General features: G+C 55.2%; 22 protein-coding genes. 21 read left to right on the top strand and 1 reads right to left on the bottom strand.

All coding sequences use genetic code 11. From position 1 onward, the window contains the following. Nucleotides 1-161: 161 nt before the first annotated feature. The 19 genes from ilvI (at nt 162) to lpxC (ending at nt 22,004) form a co-directional block, all read left to right on the top strand. Nucleotides 162-1,886, top strand: a complete 1,725-nt coding sequence (ilvI, locus tag ACA108_03510; GenBank protein XEX96625.1) for an acetolactate synthase 3 large subunit — start codon at nt 162-164, stop codon at nt 1,884-1,886. 1 nt (nt 1,887) lies between these two features. Next, on the top strand, nt 1,888-2,379 hold the full coding sequence (gene ilvN / locus ACA108_03515; GenBank protein XEX96626.1) for an acetolactate synthase small subunit: 492 nt from the start codon (nt 1,888-1,890) through the stop codon (nt 2,377-2,379). 175 nt (nt 2,380-2,554) lie between these two features. Further along, nucleotides 2,555-3,559, top strand: a complete 1,005-nt coding sequence (gene cra, locus ACA108_03520; GenBank protein ID XEX96627.1) for a catabolite repressor/activator — start codon at nt 2,555-2,557, stop codon at nt 3,557-3,559. Nucleotides 3,560-4,128: 569 nt separating this feature from the next. Beyond that, complete coding sequence (gene mraZ, locus ACA108_03525; GenBank protein ID XEX96628.1) at nt 4,129-4,587, top strand: division/cell wall cluster transcriptional repressor MraZ; 459 nt, start codon at nt 4,129-4,131, stop codon at nt 4,585-4,587. Nucleotides 4,588-4,590: 3 nt separating this feature from the next. Beyond that, nucleotides 4,591-5,532, top strand: a complete 942-nt coding sequence (gene rsmH / locus ACA108_03530; GenBank protein XEX96629.1) for a 16S rRNA (cytosine(1402)-N(4))-methyltransferase RsmH — start codon at nt 4,591-4,593, stop codon at nt 5,530-5,532. Continuing rightward, complete coding sequence (gene ftsL / locus ACA108_03535) at nt 5,529-5,891, top strand: cell division protein FtsL (GenBank protein XEX96630.1); 363 nt, start codon at nt 5,529-5,531, stop codon at nt 5,889-5,891. The genes rsmH and ftsL overlap by 4 nt, the downstream gene beginning before the upstream one ends. A 15-nt stretch (nt 5,892-5,906) precedes the next feature. Next, nucleotides 5,907-7,673, top strand: coding sequence for a peptidoglycan glycosyltransferase FtsI (locus tag ACA108_03540; protein ID XEX96631.1), 1,767 nt, complete (start codon nt 5,907-5,909; stop codon nt 7,671-7,673). Beyond that, nucleotides 7,660-9,147, top strand: coding sequence for a UDP-N-acetylmuramoyl-L-alanyl-D-glutamate--2,6-diaminopimelate ligase (gene murE / locus ACA108_03545; protein ID XEX96632.1), 1,488 nt, complete (start codon nt 7,660-7,662; stop codon nt 9,145-9,147). Before ACA108_03540 ends, murE begins: the two co-directional genes overlap by 14 nt. Continuing rightward, the gene (murF, locus tag ACA108_03550) at nt 9,144-10,502 is read left to right on the top strand and encodes a UDP-N-acetylmuramoyl-tripeptide--D-alanyl-D-alanine ligase (protein XEX96633.1); all 1,359 of its coding nucleotides are present in this window, start codon (nt 9,144-9,146) and stop codon (nt 10,500-10,502) included. Before murE ends, murF begins: the two co-directional genes overlap by 4 nt. Further along, nucleotides 10,496-11,578 carry a phospho-N-acetylmuramoyl-pentapeptide-transferase gene (gene mraY, locus ACA108_03555; GenBank protein XEX96634.1) on the top strand — a complete coding sequence of 361 codons (1,083 nt, stop codon included), beginning with the start codon at nt 10,496-10,498 and terminating at the stop codon, nt 11,576-11,578. The genes murF and mraY overlap by 7 nt, the downstream gene beginning before the upstream one ends. A gap of 2 nt (nt 11,579-11,580) precedes the next feature. Further along, nucleotides 11,581-12,897 (top strand): UDP-N-acetylmuramoyl-L-alanine--D-glutamate ligase, encoded by a 1,317-nt coding sequence (gene murD / locus ACA108_03560; GenBank protein XEX96635.1) that lies wholly within the window; start codon nt 11,581-11,583, stop codon nt 12,895-12,897. Further along, nucleotides 12,897-14,141, top strand: a complete 1,245-nt coding sequence (gene ftsW, locus ACA108_03565) for a cell division protein FtsW (GenBank protein ID XEX96636.1) — start codon at nt 12,897-12,899, stop codon at nt 14,139-14,141. Before murD ends, ftsW begins: the two co-directional genes overlap by 1 nt. Next, complete coding sequence (gene murG, locus ACA108_03570; GenBank protein ID XEX96637.1) at nt 14,138-15,205, top strand: undecaprenyldiphospho-muramoylpentapeptide beta-N-acetylglucosaminyltransferase; 1,068 nt, start codon at nt 14,138-14,140, stop codon at nt 15,203-15,205. Before ftsW ends, murG begins: the two co-directional genes overlap by 4 nt. 74 nt (nt 15,206-15,279) lie before the next feature. Beyond that, complete coding sequence (gene murC, locus ACA108_03575; GenBank protein ID XEX96638.1) at nt 15,280-16,755, top strand: UDP-N-acetylmuramate--L-alanine ligase; 1,476 nt, start codon at nt 15,280-15,282, stop codon at nt 16,753-16,755. Further along, nucleotides 16,748-17,668, top strand: coding sequence for a D-alanine--D-alanine ligase (locus ACA108_03580; protein XEX96639.1), 921 nt, complete (start codon nt 16,748-16,750; stop codon nt 17,666-17,668). Before murC ends, ACA108_03580 begins: the two co-directional genes overlap by 8 nt. A 1-nt stretch (nt 17,669) precedes the next feature. Next, nucleotides 17,670-18,506 carry a cell division protein FtsQ gene (ftsQ, locus tag ACA108_03585; protein XEX96640.1) on the top strand — a complete coding sequence of 279 codons (837 nt, stop codon included), beginning with the start codon at nt 17,670-17,672 and terminating at the stop codon, nt 18,504-18,506. Nucleotides 18,507-18,508: 2 nt separating this feature from the next. Next, nucleotides 18,509-19,765: a cell division protein FtsA gene (gene ftsA, locus ACA108_03590; protein ID XEX96641.1), complete on the top strand. Its 1,257-nt coding sequence runs from the start codon at nt 18,509-18,511 to the stop codon at nt 19,763-19,765. A gap of 63 nt (nt 19,766-19,828) precedes the next feature. Next, nucleotides 19,829-20,986: a cell division protein FtsZ gene (gene ftsZ / locus ACA108_03595; protein XEX96642.1), complete on the top strand. Its 1,158-nt coding sequence runs from the start codon at nt 19,829-19,831 to the stop codon at nt 20,984-20,986. Between the two features lie 100 nt (nt 20,987-21,086). After that, the gene (lpxC, locus tag ACA108_03600) at nt 21,087-22,004 is read left to right on the top strand and encodes a UDP-3-O-acyl-N-acetylglucosamine deacetylase (GenBank protein XEX96643.1); all 918 of its coding nucleotides are present in this window, start codon (nt 21,087-21,089) and stop codon (nt 22,002-22,004) included. A 15-nt stretch (nt 22,005-22,019) separates the two neighbouring features. Here lpxC and ACA108_03605 read toward each other — a convergent pair whose 3' ends face one another. Then, a complete protein-coding gene (locus ACA108_03605) occupies nt 22,020-22,529 on the bottom strand; it encodes a DUF721 domain-containing protein (GenBank protein ID XEX96644.1) in 510 nt (169 codons plus the stop codon). A gap of 22 nt (nt 22,530-22,551) precedes the next feature. On the opposite strand from ACA108_03605, the gene secM reads away from it, so the two are divergent. Both secM and secA read left to right on the top strand, forming a co-directional pair. Then, complete coding sequence (gene secM, locus ACA108_03610) at nt 22,552-23,055, top strand: secA translation cis-regulator SecM (GenBank protein ID XEX96645.1); 504 nt, start codon at nt 22,552-22,554, stop codon at nt 23,053-23,055. A 66-nt stretch (nt 23,056-23,121) separates the two neighbouring features. Continuing rightward, nucleotides 23,122-25,827 carry a preprotein translocase subunit SecA gene (gene secA / locus ACA108_03615; protein XEX96646.1) on the top strand — a complete coding sequence of 902 codons (2,706 nt, stop codon included), beginning with the start codon at nt 23,122-23,124 and terminating at the stop codon, nt 25,825-25,827. The last annotated feature ends 6 nt before the right edge of the window (nt 25,828-25,833 follow it).

Here is a 25,833-nt window from a genome sequence, read left to right on the forward strand (position 1 = left end):
CGTTGGCGGGCCTTTGCGAGGAGATTGCGTGCCTGATTTTCAACGGTTATGTTAGGTGGCATTCGCAGAATCAAAAGTCAGGCAGGCGCAGAGAACCTGCTTCAACGACCGGGCGAAAAAGCATTCCGCTGGCGGTCAAAACGTAAGCCTGGAGGCAAACCATGGAGATGTTGTCAGGAGCCGAGATGGTCGTCCGATCGCTTATCGATCAGGGCGTGAAACATGTATTCGGCTATCCCGGAGGCGCGGTACTCGATATCTATGACGCGCTCCACACCATTGGTGGTATTGAGCATGTGCTGGTGCGCCATGAACAGGCGGCGGTACATATGGCCGATGGTCTGGCCCGTGCAACGGGAGAGGTCGGGGTAGTGCTGGTGACTTCCGGTCCCGGAGCGACAAATGCCATTACCGGTATTGCCACTGCCTATATGGACTCCATTCCCCTGGTCATCCTCTCCGGACAGGTAGCGACTTCCCTGATTGGCTACGACGCGTTCCAGGAGTGCGACATGGTGGGGATTTCCCGACCGGTGGTCAAACACAGTTTCCTGGTTAAGCAGGCTGAAGATATTCCTGCCGTAATCAAAAAAGCGTTCTGGCTGGCGGCAAGTGGACGTCCGGGGCCGGTGGTGGTAGACCTGCCAAAAGATATCATGAGCCCGGCGAACAAATTCCCGTATAGCTATCCAGATACGGTCAGTATGCGTTCCTATAACCCAACGACTCAGGGCCATAAAGGGCAGATCAAACGCGCGCTGCAAACCTTGCTGACGGCGAAAAAGCCCGTGATGTATGTGGGCGGCGGTGCCATTACCTCTGCTAGCCATGCCGAGCTGCGCGAGCTGGCTGAACAGCTTAACATTCCCGTTGTTTCATCTCTTATGGGGCTGGGGGCGTTTCCGGGAACGCATCGCCAGGCGCTGGGCATGCTGGGAATGCACGGCACTTATGAAGCCAATATGGTGATGCACAACTCCGATGTTATCTTCGGCGTTGGCGTGCGCTTTGACGACCGGACCACCAACAACCTGGCAAAATACTGTCCGAATGCCACCGTGCTGCACATCGATATCGATCCGACCTCTATTTCTAAGACGGTTGGCGCGGATATCCCTATCGTTGGGGATGCCCGTCAGGTGCTGCAGCAGATGCTTGAGCTGCTATCCCAGGAGGAGACAGTGCAATCTTGCGATGATATTCGCGACTGGTGGCAGAGCATTGAAAACTGGCGCGCAAGGCAGTGCCTTGAGTTCGACCGTGAAAGCGGAAAAATCAAGCCGCAGGCCGTCATCGAAACGATCTATAAGCTGACTAACGGCGAGGCGTATGTCACCTCGGACGTTGGCCAGCATCAGATGTTCGCCGCCCTCTATTACACCTTTGACGAACCGCGTCGTTGGATCAACTCCGGCGGCCTCGGCACTATGGGCTTCGGCCTGCCGGCGGCACTGGGCGTGAAGATGGCCCTGCCGGATGAAACGGTTGTCTGTGTCACCGGAGATGGCAGCATCCAGATGAACATTCAGGAATTGTCCACCGCGCTACAGTACGGGTTGCCGGTGCTGGTGCTGAATCTCAATAACCGCTTCCTGGGAATGGTCAAACAGTGGCAGGACATGATCTATTCAGGTCGCCACTCGCAGTCCTATATGGAATCCCTGCCTGATTTCGTGCGCATTGCCGAAGCCTACGGGCATGTTGGGATCAGCATCACCCAGCCTGAAGAGCTGGAAAGCAAGCTGGTAGAAGCGCTTGAGGCAGTTAAAAACCAGCGTCTGGTATTCGTCGACGTAATGGTGGACGGCACCGAGCACGTTTACCCGATGCAGATCCGCGGCGGTGGAATGGATGAAATGTGGCTAAGCAAAACGGAGAGAACCTGATATGCGCCGGATACTGTCTGTCTTACTGGAAAACGAATCCGGGGCGCTGTCGCGCGTGATCGGCCTGTTCTCCCAGCGTGGCTATAATATTGAAAGCCTTACGGTCGCGCCAACCGACGACCCAACCTTGTCGCGCATGACGATCCAGACCGTCGGCGATGAAAAAGTGCTGGAGCAAATCGAGAAGCAGCTGCATAAGCTGGTGGACGTGTTGCGCGTCAGCGAGCTGGGGCAGGGGGCCCACGTCGAACGTGAGATCATGCTCGTTAAGGTCCAGGCCAGCGGCTACGGTCGCGAAGAGGTGAAACGCAGCGCGGAAATCTTCCGCGGGCAGATCATCGACGTGACGCCAACGCTTTATACGGTTCAGCTGGCGGGCACCAGCGACAAGCTCGATGCATTCCTCAATACAATTCGTGAAGTAGCGAAAATTGTTGAGGTAGCGCGTTCCGGCATCGTGGGCGTTTCCCGCGGCGACAGGATCATGCGCTAGGCATAAATGTGATCTGGTTCACACGCCCGGTATCCACTACCGGGCTTTTTTTTGGAATCCATTCAACAACTGCCCGTAAAAGCAGTTGCTGGAGTTAATATTCTGCGCTTAGATGTCAACGTTGTAACCATGACCAGGGTATGGTTATGGATAACTTACTGATTAAGGGGCTTCTGTGAAATTGGATGAAATCGCGCGCCTGGCTGGAGTATCGCGCACCACGGCGAGCTACGTCATCAACGGTAAAGCAAAGCAGTATCGCGTCAGTGACAAGACCGTTGAGAAAGTCATGGCGGTTGTACGCGAACATAACTACCACCCTAATGCGGTGGCGGCGGGTTTGCGGGCAGGGCGCACGCGCTCAATAGGTCTCGTCATCCCGGACCTGGAAAACACCAGTTATACCCGAATCGCCAATTATCTGGAGCGGCAGGCGCGTCAGCGCGGCTACCAGTTGCTGATAGCCTGTTCGGAAGACCAGCCTGATAACGAGATGCGCTGCATCGAACATCTTCTGCAGCGCCAGGTCGATGCCATCATCGTTTCAACTTCGTTGCCCCCGGAGCATCCTTTCTACCAGCGCTGGGCTAACGATCCTTTCCCTATCATCGCGCTGGACCGTGCGCTGGATCGTGAACACTTCACGAGCGTGGTAGGCGCAGACCAGGACGATGCGGAGATGCTGGCCGAAGAGCTACGCAAATTTCCGGCCGATACCGTTCTCTATCTTGGGGCGCTGCCTGAGCTTTCCGTAAGCTATCTACGCGAGCAAGGCTTCCGTACGGCGTGGAAGGATGATCCCCGCGAAGTTCATTTCCTGTACGCCAACAGCTACGAGCGTGAAGCGGCAGCCCAGCTGTTTGAAAAATGGCTGGAGATGCATCCGATGCCGCAGGCGCTGTTCACCACTTCGTTTGCCCTGCTGCAGGGGGTAATGGACGTGACGCTACGCCGTGAAGGCCGCCTGCCCTCTGAGCTTGCTATTGCCACCTTTGGCGATCACGAACTGCTGGATTTCCTGCAATGCCCGGTGCTGGCTGTCGCCCAGCGTCATCGCGACGTTGCGGAACGCGTGCTTGAGCTGGTGCTTGCCAGCCTGGACGAGCCGCGCAAGCCCAAGACCGGGCTGACGCGCATTCGTCGTAATTTGTATCGTCGCGGCAGTCTAAGCCGTCATTGAGGCCATTAATTTGAGGCAGTTCAGACTGCCTTTTTTAATTGAGACTTTTCTTCTGTAATTTTCCTTATTATTTCAGGCGATTAATTTAGTCGGCATTTATGTAAAGAAAGTAAAGCCAAAAAGTAATGAATACACCCCATGTATTATTTTGTTACATAGCAATGGGTAAAAAGTGTCGGATAAATAAACAATAATTCCTGCTCATGTCTGAAAGCCGCTCCCGGACTGCGCTCCGCCCGTATCTGGTGCTGTTAACCTTTAGGGAAATGCCTTAAAATGCCGGCTGCGTCGCAAACTGAGCACCTGGTGTTTTTGTTATCGAGTTTTCAGTAGATTTAACGAACAACGTGTTTATTCGTCTCTTTTCTTTCAAATATTCATAACGTTAATTTTTGCCTCGCTGATCCAGCGCTTTTCACGCCAGCCATTTTCAATCGCTTAGGTGAGGAAATTTATTTCCCGCAGCGGCGAGGCTTGCTTGACAAGGTTTTCCTCCGCTCCGTAAACTCCTTTAGGTGGGAATTTGTGGGGTAAAGTGGTGGAGAGGATCAACTTAGGGTGAGGCTGGCATGTTCCGTGGGGCAACATTAGTCAATCTCGACAGCAAGGGGCGGCTTGCCGTACCTACCCGTTATCGGGAAAAGCTGATCGAAACCTCAGAAGGTCAGATGGTTTGCACCATTGACATCCATCACCCCTGCCTGCTGCTCTACACCCTTCCCGAGTGGGAAATTATTGAACAAAAGCTAGCCCGTTTGTCGAGCATGAACCCCGCAGAGCGCCGTGCTCAGCGTCTGTTACTGGGGCATGCCAGTGAATGTCAGATGGATAGTGCCGGGCGGTTACTGTTGGCACCTGTCTTACGCCAGCACGCCGGGCTGACCAAAGAAGTCATGCTGGTCGGGCAGTTCAATAAGTTTGAACTGTGGGATGAAGCGACCTGGCATCTACAAGTTAAGGAAGACATCGACGCTGAGCAGGCCATGACGACAGAACTGTCGGACCGTCTGCAGGACTTGTCACTATAAGTAATGATGGAAAATTTTAAACATACTACGGTGCTGCTTGATGAGGCCGTCAACGGCCTTAATATTCGTCACGATGGCATCTACATTGATGGCACGTTTGGTCGCGGTGGCCACTCACGACTGATTCTCTCCCAGCTGGGAGCAGAAGGTCGTCTGCTGGCTATCGACCGCGATCCGCAGGCAATCGCTGCCGCCGAAGCCATTGATGACCCTCGTTTCTCCATCATTCACGGCCCTTTCTCTGAGCTTGCGCAATACGTTAGTGAACGCGGGCTTACCGGTAAAATCGACGGTATTCTTCTCGACCTTGGCGTTTCCTCCCCGCAGCTTGATGACGCAGAGCGCGGCTTCTCGTTTATGCGCGATGGTCCGCTGGATATGCGCATGGATCCTACCCGTGGCCAGTCCGCCGCCCAGTGGTTATTGACCGCTGACGAAGCCGACATCGCCTGGGTGATTAAAACCTTCGGTGAAGAGAAGTTCGGTAAACGCATTGCACGCGCCATCATCGAACGCAATCGCGAAGAGCCAATGACGCGCACTAAAGAGCTGGCTGCGGTTGTGGCAGCTGCTATGCCGGTTAAAGATAAATTTAAACACCCGGCGACGCGCACGTTCCAGGCGATTCGTATCTGGATTAACAGCGAGCTGGAAGAGATTGAGAAGGCGCTGAAAGGCTCCATCGAAGCCCTTTCACCGGGCGGTCGTCTGTCAATCATCAGCTTCCACTCGCTTGAAGACCGCATCGTTAAACGCTTTATGCGTGAGAACAGCCGTGGTCCACAGGTACCGGCTGGTTTGCCGATGACGGAAGCACAGCTGAACAAACTTGGTGGCCGCTATCTGAAATCGCTCGGCAAAATGATGCCGGGTGAAGCGGAAGTGGCGGAAAACGTACGCGCCCGGAGTTCGGTGCTGCGTATCGCTGAGAGGACTATTGCATGATCAACAGAGTGTCAGAAGCTCTGGGGATAGTCACCCAACTTGGCAGCAACGAGCGTCACGCATTGCCAACGGTGATTGGCGGCGACCTGTTTCGCCACGGCAAACTGCCACTCTGCCTATTCATCGCTATTATCTTTACCGCGATTTCCGTGGTAACAACCGCACACCATACCCGTCTGCTCACCGCTCAGCGTGAGCAAATGGTGGTGGAGCGCGACGCGCTGGATATTGAGTGGCGCAATCTGATCCTGGAAGAAAACGCGCTCGGCGATCACAGCCGGGTAGAACGGATCGCGACGGAAAAGCTGCAGCTGCAGCATGTCGATCCTTCGCAGGAAAACATCGTAGTTCAGCAATAAGGATTAGCGCGACAGATGAGAGCAGCGGCAAAAAAGCTTAAACCAAAACGCCAGGAAGAGCAGGCCAACTTTATCGGTTGGCGTTTTGCGTTGCTTTGCGGCTGCATCCTGTTAGCGCTGGCGTTTCTGTTAGGCCGCGTTGCCTGGCTGCAGATCATCGCGCCTGACATGCTGGTGCGCCAGGGCGATATGCGCTCCCTGCGCGTTCAGGAAGTCTCAACGTCACGCGGCATGATCAGCGATCGCGCCGGTCGTCCTTTAGCGGTCAGCGTACCGGTAAAAGCAATTTGGGCAGATCCTAAAGAGCTACACGACGCCGGGGGTATCACTCTTGATAACCGCTGGAAGGCGCTGGCCGATGCGCTAAAAATCCCGCTCGACCAGCTTGCCTCCCGCGTTAACAGCAACCCGAAAGGGCGCTTTATTTACCTGGCGCGTCAGGTTAACCCGGACATTGGCGATTACATCAAAAAGCTGAAGCTGCCGGGGATTCACCTGCGGGAAGAATCGCGTCGTTACTACCCTTCAGGGGAAGTAACTGCTCACCTCATCGGTTTTACCAACGTCGACAGTCAGGGCATTGAGGGCGTTGAGAAGAGCTTCGATAAATGGCTTACCGGCCAGCCCGGCGAGCGCGTCGTGCGTAAAGACCGCTACGGCCGCGTTATCGAAGACATTTCCTCTACCGACAGCCAGGCAGCCCATAACCTGGCTTTAAGCATTGATGAGCGCCTGCAGGCGCTGGTTTACCGCGAGCTCAGCAACGCCGTGGCGTTTAACAAAGCCGAGTCGGGCAGTGCCGTGCTGGTGGATGTGAATACCGGCGAAGTACTGGCGATGGCGAACAGCCCGTCCTACAACCCGAACAACCTTAGCGGCACGCCGAAAGACATCATGCGTAACCGCACCATCACCGATGTATTTGAGCCAGGCTCAACCGTGAAACCGATGGTGGTGATGACCGCGCTCCAGCGCGGCGTCGTGCAGGAAAACTCTGTGCTGAACACCATACCGTACCGCATCAATGGTCATGAGATTAAAGATGTGGCGCGCTACAGCGAATTGACCCTTACCGGGGTGCTACAGAAGTCGAGTAACGTCGGGGTTTCCAAACTGGCGTTAGCGATGCCCTCCTCAGCGTTAGTAGATACTTACTCACGTTTTGGACTGGGAAAAACGACCAATTTGGGGTTGGTCGGGGAACGCAGTGGCTTATATCCTCAAAAACAACGGTGGTCTGACATAGAGAGGGCCACCTTCTCTTTCGGCTATGGGCTAATGGTAACGCCGTTACAGTTAGCGCGAGTCTACGCAACAATTGGCAGCTACGGTGTTTACCGTCCGCTGTCGATAACCAAAGTTGATCCGCCGGTGCCCGGCGAACGTATCTTCCAGGAGTCCACAGTCCGCACCGTTGTCCACATGATGGAAAGCGTGGCCCTGCCGGGCGGCGGCGGCGTGAAAGCGGCCATTAAGGGCTACCGTATTGCGATTAAAACCGGTACGGCGAAGAAGGTTGGTCCGGACGGAAAATACATCAACAAATACATTGCCTACACCGCGGGCGTCGCACCGGCCAGCAACCCACGCTTTGCGCTGGTGGTGGTCATCAACGATCCGCAGGCGGGTAAATACTACGGTGGTGCCGTATCCGCGCCGGTATTCGGTGCCATCATGGGCGGCGTACTGCGCACCATGAACATCGAGCCGGACGCGCTGGCAACCGGTGAAAAAAGTGAATTTGTAATTAATCAGAAAGAGGGATCAGGTGGCAGATCGTAACTTGCGCGACCTGCTCGCTCCATGGGTGCCAGTGGCCCCGGAGAGAGCACTGCGAGAGATGACACTCGACAGCCGCGTGGCGGCTTCGGGCGACCTTTTTGTGGCGGTGGTCGGTCATCAGGCGGACGGGCGTCGGTATATCCCGCAGGCGATTGCGCAGGGCGTAGCTGCCGTCGTGGCTGAAGCCGACGGCATTGCCCTGGACGGCGAAATCCGTGAAATGCACGGCGTGCCGGTGATTTACCTCAGCCAGCTTCATCAGCGTCTCTCTGCCCTGGCAGGCCGTTTTTACCATGAGCCATCATCCGCACTGAGGCTGGTTGGTGTGACCGGCACTAACGGTAAAACCACCACCTCGCAGCTGCTGGCGCAGTGGGCCGCTCTGCTGGGCGAAACCAGTGCCGTTATGGGCACGGTGGGCAACGGTCTGTTAGGTCAGGTCATACCGACCGAGAACACCACCGGCTCCGCCGTGGACGTCCAGCAAATCCTCTCTAACCTGCACGAGCAGGGCGCTTCTTTTGCTGCGATGGAAGTCTCCTCCCACGGTCTGGTGCAGCATCGCGTTGCGGCGCTGAAATTCCAGGCCTCCGTGTTCACCAACCTGAGCCGCGATCACCTCGATTACCATGGCGATATGGCTGGCTACGAAGCGGCTAAATGGCTGCTGTTCTCCGAACACGAATCCGGGCAGGCCATTATTAACGCTGATGACGAAGTGGGCCGCAAGTGGCTGGCTCGTCTGCCTGATGCCGTAGCGGTGACGATGGAAAATAACCTTCAGCCCGGCTGCCGCGGGCGCTGGCTCAAAGCGACCAATGTTCATTACCACGATGGTGGCGCCACTATCCAGTTCAGCTCCTCCTGGGGCGATGGCGAAATTGAAAGCCGCCTGATGGGCGCATTTAACGTCAGCAATCTGCTGCTGGCGCTGGCTACCCTACTGGCGTTGAGCTATCCGCTTGAAGATCTAATGAAAACCGCCCAGCGGTTACAGCCCGTTTGTGGGCGTATGGAAGTGTTCACCGCACCGGGTAAAACAACCGTAGTGGTGGATTACGCGCACACGCCGGACGCGCTTGAAAAAGCGCTCCAGGCCGCTCGCCTGCACTGCACAGGCAAACTGTGGTGCGTATTTGGCTGCGGCGGGGACCGGGACAAGGGCAAACGCCCTATGATGGGTGCCATTGCTGAACAGTATGCCGATGTGGTTGTGGTCACCGATGACAACCCAAGAACAGAAGAACCGAAAGCCATCGTCAACGATATACTGGCTGGCATGCTCGATGCAGGCTGCGCTTATGTCGTTACTGGCCGTGCCGAAGCCGTAACCAACGCCATCATGCAGGCCAAAGAAAATGATGTGGTGCTGGTAGCGGGTAAAGGCCATGAAGATTATCAGATCGTAGGCAATCGTCGTCTCGACTATTCCGACCGCGTAACTGCTGCTCGCCTGCTGGGAGTCGTAGCATGATCCGCGTAGCGCTCAGCAAAATGTCAGAGATCCTGACTGGCCACCTGCATGGAGCAGATGCCGATATTATTGATGTCACCACCGATACGCGCAAACTGACGCCGGGCTGCCTGTTTGTGGCGCTGAAAGGCGAACGTTTTGACGCGCATGATTTCGCGCAGGATGCCGTCAACGGCGGGGCTGGTGCACTGCTGGTGAGCCGTAAACTGCCAATCGACGTGCCGCAGCTGGTCGTTGATGACACTCGTCTGGCGTTTGGCCAGCTGGCCGCGTGGGTCCGTCAACAGGTGCCGACCCGCGTGGTTGCCCTGACCGGTTCATCCGGGAAGACCTCTGTAAAAGAGATGACGGCAGCGATTTTGCGCCAGTGCGGAAACACGCTGTACACCGCCGGTAACTTGAATAACGACATCGGTGTGCCAATGACGCTGCTGCGCCTGACCCCAGAGTATGACTATGCGGTCATTGAACTCGGCGCAAACCATCAGGGGGAAATTGCCTGGACGGTAGGGCTGACCCGCCCTGAAGCCGCACTGGTAAATAATCTGGCGGCTGCACACCTGGAAGGTTTCGGCTCGCTTGCCGGTGTGGCAAAAGCGAAAGGCGAAATTTATGCCGGTTTGCCCGCTAAAGGTATCGCGATCCTTAACGCCGACAATAACGACTGGCTGAACTGGCAGGCAGTGATTGGCGAACGCAAAGTCTGGCGCTTCTCACCGAATGCGGCAGACAGCGATTTCACCGCGACCAATCTCCATATCACCACTCACGGCACAGAGTTTACGCTGCAGACCCCAACGGGCGATGTGGATGTGATTATGCCGCAGCCGGGCCGCCATAACATTGCTAATGCTCTGGCCGCCGCCTCGCTGGCCATGGCCGTGGGCGCGCCTCTGGAAGCGATTAAAGCTGGTCTGGCAGAGCTCAAGGCTGTACCGGGTCGTCTTTATCCGATTCAGCTTGCTGAAACGCACCTGCTGCTGGATGACAGCTACAACGCAAACGTAGGCTCGATGACTGCAGCCGCTCAGGTGCTGTCTGAAATGCCCGGTTTCCGCGTGATGGTGGTCGGCGACATGGGTGAGTTGGGCAAAGATGCCCAGGACTGTCACCGTGAGGTGGGGGAAGCGGCGAAGGCTGCAGGAATTGACCGTGTGTTAAGCGTTGGCTCGCTGAGCGAAATAATCAGCAAAGCCTCCGAAGTTGGTGAGCATTTCACCGATAAAAAGGCCGTAGTGGAGCGCCTGAAAGCGCTGCTCGCGGAGCATTCGATAATGACTATTTTAGTGAAAGGTTCACGTAGTGCGGCCATGGAAGAGGTGGTTCGCGCATTACAGGAGAAAGGTACATGTTAGTTTGGCTGGCCGAACATTTGGTCAAATACTATTCCGGCTTTAACGTCTTTTCCTATCTGACGTTTCGCGCCATCGTCAGCCTGCTGACCGCGCTGTTCATCTCTTTGTGGATGGGCCCGCGCATGATCGCACGTTTACAGGAACTCTCTTTCGGCCAGGTCGTTCGTAACGACGGCCCGGAATCGCACTTCAGCAAGCGCGGGACGCCGACAATGGGCGGGATCATGATCCTGACGTCGATTGTGATATCCGTGCTGATGTGGGCATACCCTTCTAACCCGTATGTCTGGTGTGTGCTGTTTGTGCTGGTTGGCTACGGCGCGATTGGCTTTGTGGATGACTACCGAAAAGTCGTGCGTAAAGACACTAAGGGATTGATTGCGCGCTGGAAATACTTCTGGATGTCCGCCATTGCTCTCGCCGTGGCCTTTACCATGTATATTGCCGGAAAAGGAACGCCGGCCACTGAGCTGGTTGTGCCGTTCTTTAAGGACGTGATGCCGCAGCTTGGCCTGTTCTATGTCCTGCTGGCTTACTTCGTCATCGTGGGCACCGGCAACGCCGTGAACCTTACCGACGGGCTGGATGGGCTTGCCATTATGCCAACCGTGCTGGTTGCGGGGGGCTTTGCACTGGTCGCCTGGGCAACGGGTAACATCAAGTTTGCTGAATATCTGCACATCCCTTATCTGCGTCATGCGGGTGAGCTGGTCATCGTCTGTACGGCGATTGTCGGTGCGGGTCTTGGCTTCCTGTGGTTCAACACCTATCCGGCTCAGGTCTTTATGGGCGATGTCGGTTCATTGGCCCTGGGCGGTGCATTAGGCACTATTGCAGTTCTGCTGCGTCAGGAGTTCCTGCTGGTGATTATGGGCGGCGTGTTTGTGGTTGAAACCCTATCCGTCATCCTGCAGGTCGGCTCCTTCAAGCTGCGCGGTCAGCGCATCTTCCGTATGGCGCCTATCCACCACCACTATGAACTGAAAGGCTGGCCGGAGCCGCGCGTCATCGTGCGCTTCTGGATTATCTCACTGATGCTGGTCCTTATTGGCCTGGCTACCCTGAAGGTGCGTTAATCATGGCTGATTACCAGGGTAAAAAGGTCACCATCATCGGGTTAGGATTGACGGGGCTGTCGTGCGTGGACTTCTTCCTTGCCCGCGGCGTGACGCCGCGCGTGATGGATACCCGCATCGCTCCGGCAGGCATTGATAAACTGCCTGCGGCGGTCGAGCGCCATCTGGGCAGCCTGAACGAAGACTGGCTGCTGGCAGCGGATTTAATCATCGCAAGCCCTGGTATGGCTTTGGCACTCCCGGCATTAAGCAAAGCGGCGGAGAACGGCGTAGAAATCATTGGTGACATTGAGCTGTTCTGCCGCGAAGCGCAGGCACCGATAGTCGCTATCACCGGCTCTAACGGTAAGAGCACTGTGACAACGCTGGTCGGTGAAATGGCGAAAGCCGCAGGGGTTAACGTTGGGGTCGGGGGCAATATTGGCCTGCCGGCGCTGATGCTCCTCGAGCAACACTGCGAGCTGTACGTGCTTGAGCTGTCCAGCTTCCAGCTGGAAACAACCCACAGCCTGAAGGCGGCGGCGGCCACGATCCTAAACGTGACCGAAGATCATATGGATCGCTACCCGTTCGGTCTCCAGCAGTACCGTGCGGCCAAACTTCGTGTTTATGAGAATGCCGCCGTTTGCGTGGTGAATGCGGATGATGCCCTGACCATGCCGGTACGCGGCGCGGACGAGCGCTGCATCAGCTTCGGCGTGGACGTGGGGGATTATCATCTCAACCGCCAGCAGGGCGATACCTGGCTGCGCGTGAAGGGTGAGAAGGTGCTGAACACCAAAGAGATGAAGTTGGTGGGGCAGCATAACTACACTAACGCGCTGGCAGCGATGGCGCTGGCGGATGCGGTGAAGCTCCCGCGTTCCAGCAGCCTGAAGGCGCTGACCACCTTCACCGGTCTGGCTCATCGCTTCCAGCTGGCCTGGGAGCATAACGGCGTACGCTGGATTAACGATTCAAAAGCCACCAATGTTGGCAGCACCGAAGCGGCGCTGAACGGCCTCCACGTTGAGGGCACGCTACATCTGCTACTGGGCGGCGACGGCAAATCTGCTGATTTCTCCTCCCTTGCGCCGTATCTGCAAGGTTCCAAAGTTCGTATTTACTGTTTCGGCCGCGACGGCGCGGAGTTGGCGCAATTGCGTCCTGATATTGCCGAGCAAACCGAAACGATGGCGCAGGCAATGGCGCTTATCGGCCCGCGCGTCCAGCCTGGCGATATGGTTCTGTTGTCGCCAGCCTGTGCCAGCCTCGACCAGTTCAAAAACTTTGAGCAGCGCGGCGACGTCTTTACCCAATTAGCGAAGGAGCTTGGCTGATGCGTTTATCACTCCCTCGCCTGCGTATGCCACGTATTCCAGGATATGCCATCCTGGCATGGGTGTCATCGGCGTTAAAAGGCTGGGTGATGGGATCCCGCGAGGGCGACTCCAACAGCATGGTGCTTTATGACCGCACCCTGCTGTGGCTGACGTTTGGTCTGGCAGCCGTGGGGTTTATCATGGTGACCTCGGCGTCCATGCCCGTGGGTCAGCGCCTTGCTAACGATCCGTTCCTCTTTGCCAAGCGTGACGGGCTTTACATCATTCTGGCCTTTGCGCTCTCTATGATAACGCTGCGCCTGCCAATGGAATTCTGGCAGCGTCACAGTACCGCCATGCTGTTGCTGTCCATCGCCATGCTGCTGATTGTTCTGGTGGTGGGGAGCTCGGTTAACGGTGCATCCCGCTGGATTGCCTTTGGCCCTTTGCGTATTCAGCCTGCTGAATTTACCAAGCTGTCGCTGTTCTGTTACCTGGCAAACTACCTGGTGCGTAAGGTGGACGAAGTCCGTAACAACCTTCGCGGCTTCCTGAAGCCGATGGGCGTTATTCTGGTAATGGCGGTTCTGCTGCTTGCCCAGCCTGACTTAGGTACCGTTGTTGTGCTGTTCGTGACCACGCTCGCGATGCTGTTCCTGGCCGGGGCCAAACTCTGGCAGTTCCTGGCCATCATCGGCATGGGGATCTCAGCAGTTATCCTGCTGATCCTTGCCGAGCCGTATCGTATTCGCCGTGTGACCTCCTTCTGGAACCCGTGGGAAGATCCGTTTGGCAGCGGCTACCAGCTGACGCAGTCTCTGATGGCATTCGGACGCGGTGAACTCTGGGGGCAGGGCTTAGGAAACTCGGTGCAAAAACTGGAGTATCTGCCGGAGGCGCACACGGACTTTATCTTCTCCATTATCGGCGAAGAGCTGGGATATATCGGTGTGGCACTGGCATTAATGATGGTATTCTTCGTCGCTTTTCGCGCGATGTCCATCGGGCGACGCGCCCTCGATATGGACCAGCGTTTCTCGGGCTTTCTGGCCTGTTCAATTGGCATCTGGTTCAGTTTCCAGGCGCTGGTGAACGTAGGCGCAGCCGCGGGGATGCTGCCGACGAAAGGCCTGACGTTGCCGCTCATCAGCTACGGTGGCTCCAGCCTGTTAATTATGTCTACGGCAATCGTAATGTTGCTGCGAATCGATTATGAAACGCGTCTGGCGAAGGCCCAGGCGTTTACGCGGGGTGTGCGATGAGCAATCAATCCCGGCGGTTAATGGTGATGGCTGGCGGCACCGGGGGACATGTTTTCCCTGGGCTTGCGGTAGCGCATCATCTGATGGACCAGGGCTGGCAGGTTCGCTGGCTCGGCACCGCCGATCGTATGGAAGCGGACCTGGTGCCGAAACATGGCATCGAAATCGACTTTATCCGTATTTCAGGCCTGCGCGGGAAAGGGCTGAAAGCGATGGTGCTTGCTCCGGTGCGTATCTTTAACGCCTGGCGGCAGGCGAGGGCGATCATGAAAGCTTATCGCCCGCAGGTTGTGCTCGGTATGGGCGGTTATGTTTCAGGCCCGGGTGGTCTGGCGGCGTGGTCGCTTGGCATTCCGGTTGTGCTTCACGAACAAAACGGGATTGCGGGCCTGACGAACAAGTGGCTGGCAAAAATCGCTAAGAAAGTTATGCAGGCATTCCCTGGCGCGTTTCCGAATGCGGATGTCGTTGGGAACCCGGTGCGTACAGACGTGCTGGCGCTCCCACTGCCGCAGGAGCGTTTTGCTGGCCGTGAAGGGCCGGTACGCGTACTGGTAGTCGGTGGCTCCCAGGGCGCGCGCGTGCTTAACCAGACCATGCCACAGGTAGCCGGGCGACTCGGTGGAGCCGTCACTATCTGGCACCAGTGTGGCAAAGGCGCTCAGGCTGTCGTGCAGCAGGCTTATGCCGAGGCCGCACAGCCCCAGCATAAAGTGACCGAGTTTATTGACGACATGGCTGCCGCTTACGCATGGGCAGACGTTGTGGTTTGCCGCTCCGGTGCATTAACCGTCAGCGAGATCGCGGCCGCAGGCTTGCCTGCATTGTTTGTCCCCTTCCAGCATAAAGACCGGCAGCAATACTGGAACGCGCTGCCGCTGGAAAAGGCTGGTGCCGCAAAAATACTCGAGCAGCCGCAGTTTACCGTGGATGCCGTTACCGAAACGCTCACAGGATGGGACAGGGCAACGTTGCTGGCGATGGCCGAACATGCGCGCGCTGCCTCCATTCCTGACGCCACCGAGCGGGTAGCCAAAGAAGTAAGCGCCGCAGCACTGGCGTAAAGATTTAAAGGTTGTGGGCGGAAAGCCGCCCGTGAATTTTTGATGTAATGGCGCAATGCGCTGCAGGTTAGAGAATGAATACACAACAACTGGCGAAACTGCGTTCTATCGTGCCCGAGATGCGTCGCGTCCGGCACATTCACTTTATTGGCATCGGCGGCGCCGGTATGGGCGGTATTGCCGAAGTTCTGGCCAATGAAGGCTATCAGATTAGCGGTTCCGACCTTGCGCCGAATCCGGTCACGCAGCAGTTGTCGGCACTGGGTGCCACTATTTATTTTAATCATCGCCCGGAGAACGTGCGTGATGCGAGCGTTGTGGTGGTTTCGACGGCTATTTCTCAGGATAACCCGGAAATCGTTGCCGCTCATGAAGCCCGTATCCCGGTGATTCGTCGCGCGGAGATGCTGGCCGAACTGATGCGTTTTCGCCATGGCATTGCCATTGCGGGGACGCACGGCAAGACCACCACAACCGCGATGGTTTCAAGCATTTATGCAGAAGCAGGCCTGGATCCTACGTTTGTTAACGGCGGTCTGGTAAAAGCAGCGGGAACCCACGCTCGCCTGGGACACAGCCGTTATTTGATCGCGGAAGCGGATGAGAGCGATGCGTCATTCCTTCATCTGCAGCCGATGGTCTCTGTTGTCACCAATATCGAAGCTGACCACATGGATACCTACCAGGGCGACTTCGAAAACTTAAAGCAGACATTCATTAATTTCCTGCACAATCTGCCGTTTTATGGTCGGGCAGTGATGTGCGTGGATGACCCGGTTATCCGCGAGTTGCTGCCACGCGTTGGCCGCCAGACAACGACCTACGGCTTCAGCGACGATGCTGACGTGCGCATTGAGTCGTACCAGCAGAAAGGCCCGCAGGGTCATTTCACCCTCGTGCGACGGGATTTGCCTGAGCTGCATGTAACGCTGAACGCACCGGGACGCCATAACGCATTGAACGCAGCGGCAGCGGTTGCTGTGGCTACGGAAGAAGGTATTGAAGATGAAGCCATTCAGCGCGCGCTGGAAAGCTTCCAGGGCACCGGGCGTCGTTTTGATTTCCTGGGCGAATATCCTCTTGCGCCGGTCAATGGCAAAGACGGTAGCGCAATGCTGGTGGACGACTACGGTCACCACCCAACGGAAGTCGATGCGACGATTAAAGCTGCCCGCGCCGGCTGGCCGGATAAAAATCTGGTTATGATCTTCCAGCCGCATCGCTTTACGCGCACGCGTGACCTGTATGACGACTTTGCTAACGTCCTGTCTCAGGTAGATTCTCTGCTGATGCTGGACGTTTATGCTGCTGGAGAGGCAGCTATTCCGGGGGCTGACAGCCGTTCGCTGTGTCGTACCATTCGCGGCCGCGGTAAAGTTGATCCGATTCTGGTACCGGATGCGCTTCAGGTTGCCGATATGCTGGCACCGGTATTGACCGGAAACGATCTGATCATTGTGCAAGGGGCGGGTAACGTCGGTAAAGTGGCTAAAAATCTGGCTGAAATCAAATTACAGCCACAGGCTAAAGAGGAGGACCATCATGGCTGATAAAGTTGCTGTTTTGCTGGGTGGAACTTCCGCTGAACGTGACGTGTCTTTGCAGTCGGGGGCCGCGGTGCTCGCCGGGCTGAAAGAAGGCGGTGTCGATGCCCATGGCGTCGACCCTAAAGAGACGGCCGTAACTGAACTTAAAAACCAGGGTTTTGACAAAGTATTTATTGCCTTACATGGGCGTGGTGGCGAAGACGGCACCTTACAGGGACTGTTAGAGTTCCTGGATTTACCTTATACCGGCAGCGGCGTAATGGCTTCGGCCATCACCATGGATAAACTGCGTACCAAATTGCTCTGGCAGGGTGCTGAATTGCCGGTTGCTCCGTGGGTTGCGTTAACGCGCCGCGATGTGGAAGCGGGCATTACAGCGACCACGGTGGAGCGCATCGCGCAGTTAGGTTTGCCGGTTATCGTGAAGCCGAGCCGCGAAGGTTCAAGCGTTGGCATGTCTAAGGTCAATGAAGTGGCAGCGCTGCCCGCTGCGCTGGAGCTGGCCTTTGAACATGATGAAGAAGTGCTGATCGAGAAGTGGCTGAGCGGCCCTGAATACACGGTAGCGATCCTCGGTGAGGAAATATTACCGTCAATTCGTATTCAACCGTCAGGAACCTTCTATGATTATGAGGCGAAGTATCTCTCTGATGAAACACAGTATTTCTGCCCGAGTGGTTTAATCGAGCAGCGAGAGCAAGAATTGCAGGCATTAGTGCTGCAGGCATGGCAAGTTTTAGGCTGTAGCGGCTGGGGCCGGGTAGACGTCATGCTCGATAGCGACGGGCAGTTTTACTTGCTGGAAGTGAACACCTCTCCGGGCATGACCAGCCATAGCCTGGTGCCGATGGCGGCTCGCGAGGCTGGGATGACGTTTTCGCAGCTGGTTGTGCGTATTCTGGCGTTGGCGAACTGATATGTCACAGGCAGCCCTGAATGCGCGTAACCGCGAGGAAGAACAAGCAGCCAGCAGCAGCCGTCGCAGTAACGGCGGGCGCCTGGCGGGCATAATCTTCTTGAGTGCGGTGCTGTTTACGGTGTTTATCGGCGGCTGGATTGTGGTCGGCTGGATGGAAGATGCTCAGCGTCTGCCGCTCTCTAAGCTGGTTGTCACGGGTGATAGAAACTACACGCGCAACGACGACATTCGCCAGTCTATCCTGGCGCTGGGGCCTCCGGGCACCTTTATGACCCAGGATGTGAATATCATCCAGCAGCAGATCGAACGTTTGCCGTGGATTAAACAGGCGAGCGTAAGAAAGCAGTGGCCGGACGAATTGAAGATTCATCTGGTTGAATTTGTTCCCATCGCGCGCTGGAATGATCAGCATATGATTGACGCCGAAGGTGATTCCTTCAGCGTGCCGGCAGAACGCACAGGAAAGCAGACTTTACCGATGTTATCTGGCCCGGAAGGGAGTGAAGGTGAAGTGTTGCAGGGCTATCGCGCAATGGGCGAAGTGCTGGCAAAGGATAAATTTACGTTGAAAGAAGCGGCAATGACCGCTCGTCGTTCCTGGCAGCTGACGCTGAACAACGGCATCAAACTTAATCTTGGCCGGGGCGATACGATGAAACGCCTGAGTCGCTTTGTAGAATTGTATCCCATTCTGCAACAGCAGGAACAAGCCGATGGCAAGCAGGTAAGCTACGTCGACTTGCGGTATGACTCTGGCGCGGCAGTGGGCTGGCAGCCCGCTCCCGTACAGGACGCTAATCCTAATCAGCAACAGAATCAGGCACAGGCAGAATAACAATGATCAAGGCGACGGACAGAAAACTGGTAGTAGGACTGGAGATCGGGACCGCGAAGGTCGCCGCTTTAGTAGGGGAAGTTCTGCCCGACGGTATGGTCAATATTATCGGTGTGGGTAGCTGTCCATCCCGTGGTATGGACAAAGGTGGCGTAAACGATCTTGAATCGGTCGTAAAATGCGTGCAGCGCGCGATTGACCAGGCAGAACTGATGGCGGACTGCCAGATTTCTTCGGTCTATCTGGCGCTGTCAGGCAAACATATCAGCTGTCAGAACGAAATTGGTATGGTGCCTATCTCTGAAGAAGAGGTGACGCAGGAAGACGTTGAAAACGTCGTTCATACCGCAAAATCGGTGCGCGTTCGTGACGAACATCGCGTTCTGCATGTTATCCCGCAGGAATACGCTATCGATTATCAAGAAGGGATCAAAAATCCGGTAGGGTTATCTGGTGTGCGCATGCAGGCCAAAGTGCATTTGATCACCTGCCATAACGACATGGCAAAAAACATTGTTAAAGCCGTTGAACGTTGTGGTCTTAAAGTTGACCAACTCATTTTCGCCGGACTGGCAGCGAGCTATGCCGTATTAACGGAAGACGAACGTGAATTAGGCGTCTGCGTAGTTGATATCGGTGGTGGTACAATGGATATCGCGGTTTACACTGGCGGCGCGCTGCGCCATACCAAAGTTATCCCTTATGCAGGAAACGTGGTGACCAGTGATATCGCTTATGCCTTCGGTACACCGCCAAGCGATGCCGAAGCCATTAAAGTCCGCCACGGTTGTGCGCTGGGGTCGATTGTTGGTAAAGACGAGAACGTTGAGGTGCCAAGCGTGGGTGGGCGCCCCCCTCGCAGCCTGCAGCGTCAGACGCTTGCTGAAGTCATTGAGCCGCGCTATACCGAGCTGTTAAACCTGGTCAATGAAGAGATATTGCAGTTACAAGAACAGCTTCGCCAGCAGGGTGTGAAGCACCACCTGGCGGCGGGGATTGTGTTAACCGGCGGCGCGGCACAGATTGAAGGCCTTGCGGCCTGTGCTCAGCGTGTGTTCCATACGCAGGTGCGTATAGGGCAGCCGTTAAATATTACTGGCCTGACTGATTACGCCCAGGAGTCGTATTACTCGACTGCCGTTGGCTTGCTGCACTACGGGAAGGAGTCTCATCTCAGTGGTGAAGCAGAAGTGGAAAAACGCACCTCCGTCAGTTCGTGGGTTAAGCGATTCAACAGCTGGCTGAGAAAAGAGTTTTAAATTTTATAAGAGACCGGACAAAATTAGCGGTCTCAGGCGACAGGCACAAAACGGAGAGAAACTATGTTTGAACCTATGGAACTGACCAACGACGCGGTGATTAAAGTCATCGGCGTCGGTGGCGGCGGCGGTAATGCCGTTGAACACATGGTGCGCGAGCGCATCGAAGGCGTTGAATTCTTCGCAGTCAATACCGATGCTCAGGCGTTACGTAAGACTGCTGTAGGCCAGACTATCCAGATTGGTAATGCTGTTACCAAAGGTCTGGGCGCTGGAGCCAACCCTGAAGTGGGCCGTACCGCTGCGGAAGAAGACCGTGATGCGTTACGTGCAGCTCTCGAAGGGGCTGACATGGTATTTATCGCTGCGGGCATGGGCGGTGGTACTGGTACGGGTGCAGCACCTGTTGTTGCTGAAGTAGCAAAAGATTTGGGTATCCTGACCGTTGCCGTTGTGACCAAGCCTTTCAACTTTGAAGGTAAGAAGCGCATGGCTTTCGCGGAGCAGGGTATCGCCGAGCTTTCCAAGCATGTGGACTCACTGATCACCATTCCAAACGACAAGCTGCTGAAAGTGCTGGGTCGTGGCATCTCTCTGCTGGATGCATTCGGTGCGGCAAACGACGTGCTCAAAGGGGCGGTGCAGGGTATTGCAGAACTGATTACTCGTCCGGGTCTGATGAACGTCGACTTCGCTGACGTGCGTACCGTGATGTCCGAAATGGGTTATGCCATGATGGGTTCCGGTGTTGCCAGCGGTGAAGACCGTGCAGAGGAAGCGGCCGAAATGGCTATCTCCAGCCCGCTGCTGGAAGATATCGACCTGTCTGGCGCGCGCGGCGTGCTGGTTAACATCACCGCTGGCTTCGACCTGCGTCTGGATGAGTTTGAAACCGTGGGTAACACTATCCGTGCGTTCGCCTCTGATAACGCTACCGTGGTTATCGGTACCTCTCTGGATCCAGAGATGAACGATGAACTGCGCGTGACCGTTGTTGCTACCGGTATTGGCATGGACAAGCGTCCAGAAATTACTCTGGTAACCAACAAGCAGCAGCAGGTTCAGCAACCTGTTATGGATCGCTACCAGCAGCACGGTATGGCGCCCCTGACTCAGGAGCAAAAACCAGCTGCGAAAGTGGTTAACGACAATACGCCACAGACTGCGAAAGAACCTGATTACTTGGATATTCCAGCATTCCTGCGTAAGCAAGCTGATTAAGAATAAACCGGAAGTTGGGCATCTCCGCTCTTTGTGCTAAACTGGCCCACCGTTAGTGATATACACTTCGGTTGGATAGTTAATTTGGCGAGATTAAACGATGATCAAACAAAGGACACTTAAACGTATCGTTCAGGCGACTGGCGTCGGTTTACATACCGGCAAAAAGGTCACACTGACGTTGCGCCCTGCGCCGGCCAATACCGGGGTCATCTATCGTCGCACTGACTTGAATCCTCCGGTCGATTTTCCGGCAGATGCCAAATCCGTGCGTGATACCATGCTCTGTACTTGCCTGGTGAACGAGCACGATGTGCGGATTTCTACCGTTGAGCACCTTAACGCCGCCCTGGCTGGGCTGGGCATCGACAACATTGTTATTGAAGTCGATGCACCAGAAATTCCAATCATGGACGGTAGTGCGGCGCCGTTTGTCTACCTGCTGCTTGATGCCGGGATTGACGAACTGAACTGCGCGAAGAAATTTGTGCGGGTCAAAGAGACGGTTCGCGTTGAAGATGGCGATAAATGGGCTGAATTCAGACCGTACAATGGTTTCTCGTTGGACTTTACCATCGACTTTAACCATCCGGCGATTGATGCCAGCACCCAGCGTTACAGCATGAACTTCTCTGCTGACGCCTTTATGCGCCAGATCAGCCGTGCTCGTACTTTCGGTTTTATGCGTGATATCGAATATCTGCAGTCCCGTGGTTTGTGCCTGGGCGGTAGCTTCGATTGTGCCATCGTTGTTGACGATTATCGCGTACTGAACGAAGACGGCCTGCGTTTTGAAGATGAATTCGTTCGTCACAAAATGCTGGATGCTATCGGTGATTTGTTTATGTGTGGCCACAATATTATCGGCGCGTTTACCGCCTATAAATCGGGTCATGCCCTAAACAACAAGCTGTTGCAGGCAGTGTTAGCGAAGCAGGAAGCCTGGGAATGGGCAACCTTCGAAGACGATGCTGAACTTCCGCTGGCATTCAAAGCACCGACTATGGTGCTGGCGTAACGCCAACGCTCACGATTACGACTGGTTTTTATTGGTACTCTCTCCGGCCAATGAAGCCAGTCGTTCTATCGCTGCTCTCAGTTTTTCCGGGCTACGTTTGGCCACCTCTCGTAATGCCTCCGCACTCTGCTCACTTAATTCCCGATTGACCTCAAACTGCCCATTTGGCATCTGAATGCTGTTTTCTTGTACGGAATCACTGCCAATTGCCGCAAGCGAGGGATTAATCGTGATGTCGATTGACGTCAATGATGGTAATATTTGTGCGCGTAATGCACTTAGCAGCGTGGATTGTTCATAGCGTAATCGCATCAACCAGCTGGCATTCGCCGTTTCGATAACGAGAACTCCCTGTCGGAAGTTTGCAATCCGGCACCAGGGATGCAGTTGAGCGGGTAATATGCCTCTCACTGCCTGGTTGAGCCGCAGCAAGGCCGTCGCGCGTTGCTGCACGTTTTGTAAAACGCTCTGAGCACCGGCCTCGTCGAACAGATTTTCTAAAGATTGCGGGCGACTATCGCGCATACATTAAGCTCCGGCGGAAAAAGTGATTGGTATTCTAAATCGTTGGCGACAATTTGGCAGACGTTATTTCTGGCCGCATCTCCTGTTGGGGATGGTCGCGGCGAGTTTTGGCATGCCTGCGCTCAGTGGAAACACCGAACATGCAACCCCGGCGGAAACCTCTGCCAGCTCGCAGGACTATCTTAACCAGGTCAGCTTCAATAGCCTTGTATTATTGCAGGAAAGCACCCGACGACCGACGTTTACTGTGGATTACTGGCATCAGCATGCCATTCGCACGGTTATTCGCCACCTTTCTTTTGCCATGGCGCCTCAGGTGCTACAAGTGGAAGAGAGTCTGCCCCTTCAGGCTCAGCATCTCGCTTTGCTGGATACGCTCAATGCGTTGCTTACCCAGGAAAGCAAGCCACCGGTCATTATCCGCCACATCTCACTCTGGCAGCGTCCTGCAGTCGCGACATTTATGCCCGCGCTGTGGGTAAGCCAGGTGCAGGGGATCCGTGCCGGTCCCGAACGCCTCAGCTAAACAAAATCTCCTTTAATTATTACACTATTTGTCGATCTGCTTTGAGCAGGCGTTTGAGAATTTATTATGCTTATCAAAATATTAACTAAAGTCTTTGGTAGTCGGAACGATCGTACTTTACGTCGTATGCGTAAAGTTGTGACCATGATCAACGGTCTGGAACCGACCATGGAAAAGCTCACCGACGATGAGCTGAAGGCAAAAACCGTTGAGTTTCGCGCCCGTCTTGAAAAGGGCGAAGCGCTGGAAACCTTAATTCCTGAGGCCTTTGCCGTTGTGCGTGAAGCAAGTAAGCGTGTGTTCGGTATGCGCCACTTCGACGTGCAGATGCTTGGCGGTATGGTGCTGAACGACCGCTGCATCGCGGAAATGCGGACGGGTGAAGGTAAAACTCTGACAGCGACGCTGCCTGCGTATCTGAATGCGTTAAGCGGTAAAGGCGTACATGTGATTACCGTGAACGATTATCTTGCTCAGCGAGATGCCGAAAAGAACCGTCCGCTGTTCGAGTTCCTCGGCCTTAGCGTTGGCATCAACCTACCAGGCATGCCAGCACCGGCGAAGCGTGAAGCCTATGCGGCTGATATCACCTACGGAACCAACAACGAATACGGTTTTGACTACCTTCGCGACAATATGGCATTTAGTCCGGAAGAGCGCGTGCAGCGCAAACTTCATTACGCGCTGGTGGATGAGGTTGACTCAATCCTTATCGATGAGGCCCGTACGCCGCTGATCATCTCCGGCCCGGCCGAAGACAGCTCCGAGCTGTACAAAAAAGTGAATAAAATCATCCCGCACCTGATCCGTCAGGAAAAAGAAGATTCCGACACCTTCGAAGGTGAAGGCCACTTCTCTGTGGATGAGAAATCTCGTCAGGTTAACCTCACCGAGCGCGGTCTGGTACTGATTGAAGAGCTGCTGATGAACGAAGGCATGATGGAAGAGGGCGAGTCTTTGTACTCCCCAACTAACATTATGCTGATGCACCATGTCACCGCTGCGCTGCGCGCCCACGCGTTGTTCACCCGCGACGTTGACTACATCGTTAAAGATGGCGAAGTCATCATCGTTGATGAGCACACAGGCCGTACTATGCAAGGTCGCCGCTGGTCTGACGGTCTGCACCAGGCTGTTGAAGCCAAAGAAGGTGTGGATATCCAGAACGAAAACCAGACGCTGGCCTCCATCACCTTCCAGAACTACTTCCGTCTGTATGAGAAACTGGCTGGTATGACCGGTACCGCGGACACCGAAGCGTTCGAATTCAGCTCGATCTACAAACTTGATACCATCGTGGTGCCAACGAACCGTCCGATGATCCGTAAGGACATGCCTGACTTGGTCTACATGACCGAGCTGGATAAAATCGGCGCCATCATCGAGGACATCAAAGAGCGGACAACCAACGGCCAGCCGGTGTTGGTTGGGACCATCTCCATCGAGAAATCCGAAGTGGTTTCCGCTGAGCTGACGAAAGCGGGTATCAAGCACAACGTTCTCAACGCCAAATTCCACGCCAACGAAGCCGGCATCGTTGCCCAGGCGGGTTACCCGGCGGCAGTGACTATCGCAACTAACATGGCGGGTCGTGGTACGGATATCGTACTGGGCGGCAGCTGGCAGGAAGAAGTTGCTCAGCTTGAAGATCCAACCCCTGAGCAAATCGCCCAGATCAAAGCCGACTGGCAGATTCGCCACGACGCGGTTCTGGCATCCGGTGGCCTGCACATCATTGGTACCGAGCGTCACGAATCCCGCCGTATCGATAACCAGCTTCGCGGCCGTGCTGGTCGTCAGGGGGATGCGGGTTCTTCTCGTTTCTATCTGTCGATGGAGGACGCCCTGATGCGTATTTTCGCCTCAGATCGCGTTTCCAGCATGATGCGTAAATTGGGTATGAAGCCCGGCGAAGCGATTGAACACCCATGGGTCACCAAAGCGATTGCTAACGCCCAGCGTAAGGTTGAAAGCCGTAACTTCGATATTCGTAAGCAGCTGCTGGAATACGATGACGTGGCAAACGACCAGCGTCGCGCAATTTATTCCCAGCGTAACGAACTGCTGGACGTGAGCGACGTCAGCGAAACCATCAGCAGCATCCGTGAAGATGTGTTCAAAACCACGATTGATGCACACATCCCGCCGCAGTCGCTGGAAGAAATGTGGGACGTACAGGGTCTGGAAGAGCGTCTGAAAAATGACTTCGACCTCGATATGCCAATCAAAGAGTGGCTGGACAAAGAGCCAGAGCTGCATGAAGAGACGCTACGTGAGCGCATTCTGCATAATGCGATAGAAGTTTATCAGCGCAAAGAGGAAGTAGTCGGCGTCGAGATGATGCGTCACTTTGAGAAAGGTGTCATGCTGCAGACTCTGGATTCCCTGTGGAAAGAGCACCTGGCGGCAATGGACTATCTGCGTCAGGGCATCCACCTGCGCGGTTATGCGCAGAAGGATCCGAAGCAGGAATACAAGCGCGAGTCCTTCTCGATGTTTGCTGCAATGCTTGAATCGCTGAAGTACGAAGTGATCAGTACGCTGTGTAAAGTCCAGGTTCGCATGCCGGAAGAAGTGGAAGCGATGGAGCAGCAGCGCCGCGAAGAAGCTGAGCGCCTGGCTCAGATGCAGCAGCTAAGCCACGTTGACTCAGATACACAGGCAGCACAGGAACTGGCAGCGGAAACCGGTGAGCGTAAAGTGGGCCGTAACGATCCGTGCCCATGCGGTTCCGGTAAGAAATTTAAACAGTGTCATGGCCGTTTGAGCTAAGCACGC

The sequence above is a fragment of the Dryocola sp. LX212 genome, assembly GCA_041504365.1.
GTDB lineage: Bacteria > Pseudomonadota > Gammaproteobacteria > Enterobacterales > Enterobacteriaceae > Dryocola.

What these genes read in the sequence shown, in the direction of transcription:
- ilvI (XEX96625.1), top strand. Translation starts at nt 162, where the DNA reads ATGGAGATGTTGTCAGGAGCCGAGATGGTCGTCCGATCGCTTATCGAT.
- ftsL (XEX96630.1), top strand. Translation starts at nt 5,529, where the DNA reads ATGATCAACAGAGTGTCAGAAGCTCTGGGGATAGTCACCCAACTTGGC.
- ftsQ (XEX96640.1), top strand. Translation starts at nt 17,670, where the DNA reads ATGTCACAGGCAGCCCTGAATGCGCGTAACCGCGAGGAAGAACAAGCA.
- ACA108_03540 (XEX96631.1), top strand. Translation starts at nt 5,907, where the DNA reads ATGAGAGCAGCGGCAAAAAAGCTTAAACCAAAACGCCAGGAAGAGCAG.
- ftsW (XEX96636.1), top strand. Translation starts at nt 12,897, where the DNA reads ATGCGTTTATCACTCCCTCGCCTGCGTATGCCACGTATTCCAGGATAT.
- lpxC (XEX96643.1), top strand. Translation starts at nt 21,087, where the DNA reads ATGATCAAACAAAGGACACTTAAACGTATCGTTCAGGCGACTGGCGTC.
- rsmH (XEX96629.1), top strand. Translation starts at nt 4,591, where the DNA reads ATGATGGAAAATTTTAAACATACTACGGTGCTGCTTGATGAGGCCGTC.
- ftsA (XEX96641.1), top strand. Translation starts at nt 18,509, where the DNA reads ATGATCAAGGCGACGGACAGAAAACTGGTAGTAGGACTGGAGATCGGG.
- murC (XEX96638.1), top strand. Translation starts at nt 15,280, where the DNA reads ATGAATACACAACAACTGGCGAAACTGCGTTCTATCGTGCCCGAGATG.
- murF (XEX96633.1), top strand. Translation starts at nt 9,144, where the DNA reads ATGATCCGCGTAGCGCTCAGCAAAATGTCAGAGATCCTGACTGGCCAC.
- murD (XEX96635.1), top strand. Translation starts at nt 11,581, where the DNA reads ATGGCTGATTACCAGGGTAAAAAGGTCACCATCATCGGGTTAGGATTG.
- ACA108_03580 (XEX96639.1), top strand. Translation starts at nt 16,748, where the DNA reads ATGGCTGATAAAGTTGCTGTTTTGCTGGGTGGAACTTCCGCTGAACGT.
- ftsZ (XEX96642.1), top strand. Translation starts at nt 19,829, where the DNA reads ATGTTTGAACCTATGGAACTGACCAACGACGCGGTGATTAAAGTCATC.
- murG (XEX96637.1), top strand. Translation starts at nt 14,138, where the DNA reads ATGAGCAATCAATCCCGGCGGTTAATGGTGATGGCTGGCGGCACCGGG.
- mraZ (XEX96628.1), top strand. Translation starts at nt 4,129, where the DNA reads ATGTTCCGTGGGGCAACATTAGTCAATCTCGACAGCAAGGGGCGGCTT.
- mraY (XEX96634.1), top strand. Translation starts at nt 10,496, where the DNA reads ATGTTAGTTTGGCTGGCCGAACATTTGGTCAAATACTATTCCGGCTTT.
- secA (XEX96646.1), top strand. Translation starts at nt 23,122, where the DNA reads ATGCTTATCAAAATATTAACTAAAGTCTTTGGTAGTCGGAACGATCGT.
- ilvN (XEX96626.1), top strand. Translation starts at nt 1,888, where the DNA reads ATGCGCCGGATACTGTCTGTCTTACTGGAAAACGAATCCGGGGCGCTG.
- ACA108_03605 (XEX96644.1), bottom strand. Translation starts at nt 22,529, where the DNA reads ATGCGCGATAGTCGCCCGCAATCTTTAGAAAATCTGTTCGACGAGGCC.